The 4,229-nt window shown below is 65.2% G+C and carries 6 protein-coding genes; 3 read left to right on the forward strand and 3 right to left on the reverse strand.

Translation table 11 applies throughout. The features are described from left to right. Positions 1-49: 49 nt before the first annotated feature. Both EOA23_RS32035 and EOA23_RS32040 read left to right on the forward strand, forming a co-directional pair. Positions 50-2,314, forward strand: coding sequence for a xanthine dehydrogenase family protein molybdopterin-binding subunit (locus EOA23_RS32035; RefSeq protein WP_127307031.1), 2,265 nt, complete (start codon positions 50-52; stop codon positions 2,312-2,314). 167 nt (positions 2,315-2,481) lie between these two features. Next, entirely contained in the window at positions 2,482-2,727 is a 246-nt protein-coding gene (locus tag EOA23_RS32040; RefSeq protein ID WP_127307032.1) for a MoaD/ThiS family protein, read from the forward strand. Positions 2,728-2,857: 130 nt separating this feature from the next. Here the strand turns inward: EOA23_RS32040 and EOA23_RS37015 are convergent, their stop codons facing one another. From EOA23_RS37015 to EOA23_RS36735, 3 genes are all read right to left on the reverse strand, one after another. Beyond that, the gene (locus EOA23_RS37015; RefSeq protein WP_281058777.1) at positions 2,858-2,989 is read right to left on the reverse strand and encodes a hypothetical protein; all 132 of its coding nucleotides are present in this window, start codon (positions 2,987-2,989) and stop codon (positions 2,858-2,860) included. A 161-nt stretch (positions 2,990-3,150) separates the two neighbouring features. Then, entirely contained in the window at positions 3,151-3,375 is a 225-nt protein-coding gene (locus EOA23_RS32045) for a DUF768 domain-containing protein (protein ID WP_127307033.1), read from the reverse strand. Further along, positions 3,372-3,743 (reverse strand): hypothetical protein, encoded by a 372-nt coding sequence (locus EOA23_RS36735; protein WP_245474413.1) that lies wholly within the window; start codon positions 3,741-3,743, stop codon positions 3,372-3,374. The genes EOA23_RS32045 and EOA23_RS36735 overlap by 4 nt, the downstream gene beginning before the upstream one ends. 283 nt (positions 3,744-4,026) lie before the next feature. Between EOA23_RS36735 and EOA23_RS32055 the strand changes: the two genes are divergently transcribed. Beyond that, complete coding sequence (locus EOA23_RS32055) at positions 4,027-4,209, forward strand: hypothetical protein (RefSeq protein WP_126061590.1); 183 nt, start codon at positions 4,027-4,029, stop codon at positions 4,207-4,209. The last annotated feature ends 20 nt before the right edge of the window (positions 4,210-4,229 follow it).

Here is a 4,229-nt window from a genome sequence, read left to right on the forward strand (position 1 = left end):
CGTGCGCGCCGTCCAGGATGCGGCGAACGTGATGAAGGGAGCCTGATCCATGAATTTCGATCCGCGCTTTTCAGGACGCCAGTTCGCTTCCGTCGGCACGCGCCCGATCCGCCCCGACGGCATCGACAAGGTGACCGGCCGCGCCCGCTATGGCGCCGACTTCAACATGGCCGGCCAGCTGGTGGGCCGCGTGCTGCGCAGCCCGCATGCGCATGCGGTGATCAAGAGCATCGACACCTCCAAGGCGGAAAGGCTCGCCGGCGTGAAGGCGGTGATCACGGCGAAGGACCTGCCGGACCTCACCGACGGCGACGCCGCCATGTACGACATCCTCGACAATTGCATGGCGCGCAAGAAGGCGCTCTATGACGGCCATGCGGTTGCCGCCGTGGCGGCGATCGACGCCCGCATCGCCCGCCAGGCGTTGAAGCTGATCGAGGTCGAGTATGAGGTGCTGCCGCATGTCACCGATGTCGACGAGGCCGCGCACCACCACGCGCCGCTGATCAACGACCAGGTCTTCACCGAAGGCCTCGAGGAAAAGCCGGCCAAGCCTTCCAACGTCACCAAGCGCACGCAGTTCGGCCATGGCGATGTCCACAAGGGCTTCGCCGAGGCGGACTTCGTCGTCGAGCGCTCCTTCAAGACCGAGCAGACGCATCAGGGCTATATCGAGCCGCATGCCTGCGTGGCGAGCGTCAATGCCGACGGCACTGCGGACCTTTGGGTCTGCACGCAGGGCCATTTCGTCTACCGCCAGCATTGCGCCCAGCTGCTTGGGCTCGAAGCCTCGAAGCTGCGCGTCACGTCCTCGGAGATCGGCGGCGGCTTCGGCGGCAAGACCCATGTGTGGGCCGAGCCGGTGGCGCTGGCCCTCTCCCGCAAGGCCGGCCGTCCCGTGAAGCTTGTGATGACCCGCGACGAGGTTTTTCGCGCCTCGGGCCCGACCAGCGCCACCTCGATCGACGTCAAGATCGGCGCCAAGAAGGACGGCACCATCACTGCCGCGGAAGCGACGCTGCGCTATAGCTCCGGCCCCTATGCCGGCTCCTGGGCCGAGATCGGCGCCATGACGGCCTTCGCCTGCTACAAGCTCGAGAACGTCAAGACCGTCGGCTACGAGGTGCTGGTCAACCGCCCGAAGACGGCGGCCTATCGCGCGCCCTCGGCGCCGATGGCGGCCTTCGCCGTGGAAAGCGCTGTCGACGAGCTCGCCAAGGAGATCGGCATGGATGCGGTGGACTTCCGCATCAAGAACGCCGCGCAGGAGGGCACCCGCGCCTCCTACGGCCCGGTCTACGGGCCGATCGGCATCGGGCCGACGCTGGAGGCGGTGAAGCAGCATCCGCACATGAAGGCGCCGCTCAAGGAAAACCAGGGGCGCGGCATGGCCTGCGGCTTCTGGTTCAATTTCGGCGGCCAGACCTGCACGGACCTCAACATCGGCATGGACGGCTCGGTGTCGCTGGCCGTGGGCACGGTGGATGTCGGCGGCTCCCGCGCCTCGCTGTCGCTGGTGGCGGCGGAAGAGCTCGGCATCGACTACAGCCACGTGAAGGCGATCGTCGCCGACACGTCCTCGCTCGGCTACAACGACATGACCGACGGCAGCCGCGGCACCTTCTCCTCCTCGATGGCGACGATCTCGGCCGCGCGCAACGCGATCAAGATCCTGCGCGAGCGCGCCGCGCAGATGTGGGACGTGCCCGTGGACGACGTCCATTGGGAAAAGGGCCACGCCATCGCCAAGGGCGAGAAATACGGCAACCTGTCGCCGCTGTCGCTGAAGGAGATCGCTGCCGCTTCCGGCAAGACCGGCGGGCCGATCGCCGGCCATAGCGAGCTGGTGGCCGACGGCGCGGGCGTCTCCTTCGCCACGCATATCTGCGACGTCGAGGTCGACCCCGAGACCGGTTCGACCCGCGTGATCCGCTACACGGTGGTGCAGGATGCCGGCAAGGCGGTGCACCCGACCTATGTCGAGGGCCAGTACCAGGGCGGTGCGGCGCAAGGCATCGGCTGGGCGCTCAACGAGGAGTATATCTACGGCAAGGACGGGCGGCTGCAGAATGCGGGCTTCCTCGACTACCGCATCCCGGTCTGCTCCGACCTGCCGATGATCGACACGCAGATCCTGGAAATCCCCAACCCCAACCACCCCTATGGCGTGCGCGGCGTTGGCGAAACCTCGATCGTGCCGCCGCTGGCGGCGATCGCCAACGCGGTGTCGAACGCCGTCGGCGTGCGCATGACCCACATCCCGATGTCGCCGCCGCGCATTCTTGCGGCGCTCGACGCGGAACGGGAAGGCTGAGTATCCAGGCAGGGCAAGGTGTGTTGAGATTCAGGTCAGACCGAGCCGAGAATGATGGCTTTCGAGAACCGGAGCGGAGCGTACTTGAAGTACGTGAGCACCGGAAGCGCAGGAAGCCGTCATTCGCAGGCCGGCCTCACCTGAATATCGACGCAGCTTGAACGACGATGGTTGAGGTCACCCTTTGGGGTTCGCTCAGCGCCGTCGCCGGAGGCAAGGCCAGGCACGAGATCGAGGCCAAGGACATCAGGGAACTGTTCCGCAAGCTGGCGGAACAGTGTCCAGGCATCGAGCCCTGGATCGACCGCGGCATCGCGGTGGCGATTGATGGCACGATTTATCGGGATACGTGGTCGAAGGAACTGCCGCCTGGGGCGGAGATTTTCCTGCTGCCGAGGTTGGCTGGGGGATAGCGAGCGAGCGGCCTCCGCCATCGCTGGGTTCGCCGGTCCGCGCGCCCCCGCGGAGCCCTGCAAACGTCACCAGCCAGGCGGGGCTCGTGCGTTCCCCCGCTTTCGGGCCGGGCCGCTCCCGGACGGATGGTTACCGGGTTGGCCGGTCTTCGCGCATGACGTTGTAGAGCAGCAGGCCCGCCATCAAGGACACCACGGCGCCCACCACGTCATGCCCGGTCAGCCCGGAATAATACACGAAAGCAAATGCCAGCTCGGCCATGGCTCCAACCCAGGATGCGAGGGACTTCTCTGAGAGAACCTTCAGGGCGCGCTAATGTTCCTGACGGCCAGCGCCAATGTTCGGCGCCTGCGTCTGGCGCAAATCCAGGAAAAGTGTGAGCGGTTTTCCGTCCGGAAGCGACACGGACGGCCATGCGATGCTCAGGCTCCGTCGGTTTTCTCGGAGCCGACTATCGCCGCCAGGATCGCTTCATATGCGCTTCCGATCTCCTCCTCGATCTCCTCCTCGGAAATACCTGCTGCCTTGGCATCGGCGAACAGCTTGCTCGTCAGCTCGGCCACCGAGACGATGTCCGCGCCGACCTTGCCGCGCATCACATTGTCGGTGATCCAGCGGCCAAAGAACGCCGCGCCACGCTCGCTCATTCGCCCTGCTCTTTCACAAAATGCGCCTCGCGAAGCAGCGCATCCCAGTCGGTCCCGATCGTCTCGATCAGCTCGCCGGCTTGTTCCTGGGTGATGCCGGTTTCCCTCGCCAGCCGCCCTGAGAGCAATTCGAAGACAGCCTGGTCGCTCTCCCCAAGACTGCCTTCGCGATGTTGCAGCGCCTCGAAAATCACCTCGAAGACGCTGTCGACTTCCTCGTCGATCTCGCTGGCCGCGATGCCTTCGCGCGCGGCCGCCTTGATCATCTCGTCGACAAGATCGCTCACAGCGACAGGATCATCCGTCAGCACATTCGGCAGATGCTCCGCCATCCATTTGTCGAAGAAGTCGATGCCGCGCCTGCTCATGTCGGCTTAAGCGCGCGAGGAACATTAGGTTCCGCTGATGGGGACTGAGGTCCCGCGCGCCGGCGCATTGGTCCCCCGCGTGAAACATAAGCCCGGCCATCTCATTAGGGCTGCGCTGACGAGCAATCAGTCCCTTCATCGTCAGTGGCTGGATCGCCCGCTACTTGCCCCCAGGTGGCGGGCGAACTGACGACAAAGCGCTCAGCCCTTATCGGGCCGGGGATGTTCTCGTGCCTGACGCCGGGCATCTGGAACGCGGCGTTGGACAGTAAAGGAGGCAAGCATGCTCACCACGACATTGGAAACCAGGGTGGCGGGTTTGCAGGACAGGCTGAAAGCAGCCAAGCTCAGCATGGATGACATGCTGGCCTTCCAGAAGGTCGCGGACGTGCTGGACAATGGCCATGGCGGCATCGACCTCGACGACCTGATCGCGCTGTCGTTCGTGGTGGAGGATGAGGATTGAGGGGCTAGACGGGCAGGGCG

Origin of the sequence: Mesorhizobium sp. M2A.F.Ca.ET.042.01.1.1 (genome assembly GCF_003997405.1) — a bacterium.
Classification (GTDB): Bacteria; Pseudomonadota; Alphaproteobacteria; order Rhizobiales; family Rhizobiaceae; genus Mesorhizobium.

Excerpts from the sequence above, each read along its gene's own strand:
- EOA23_RS32040 (WP_127307032.1), top strand. The coding sequence starts at position 2,482 with ATGGTTGAGGTCACCCTTTGGGGTTCGCTCAGCGCCGTCGCCGGAGGC.
- EOA23_RS32055 (WP_126061590.1), top strand. The coding sequence starts at position 4,027 with ATGCTCACCACGACATTGGAAACCAGGGTGGCGGGTTTGCAGGACAGG.
- EOA23_RS32045 (WP_127307033.1), bottom strand. The coding sequence starts at position 3,375 with ATGAGCGAGCGTGGCGCGGCGTTCTTTGGCCGCTGGATCACCGACAAT.
- EOA23_RS37015 (WP_281058777.1), bottom strand. The coding sequence starts at position 2,989 with ATGGCCGAGCTGGCATTTGCTTTCGTGTATTATTCCGGGCTGACCGGG.
- EOA23_RS36735 (WP_245474413.1), bottom strand. The coding sequence starts at position 3,743 with ATGAGCAGGCGCGGCATCGACTTCTTCGACAAATGGATGGCGGAGCAT.
- EOA23_RS32035 (WP_127307031.1), top strand. The coding sequence starts at position 50 with ATGAATTTCGATCCGCGCTTTTCAGGACGCCAGTTCGCTTCCGTCGGC.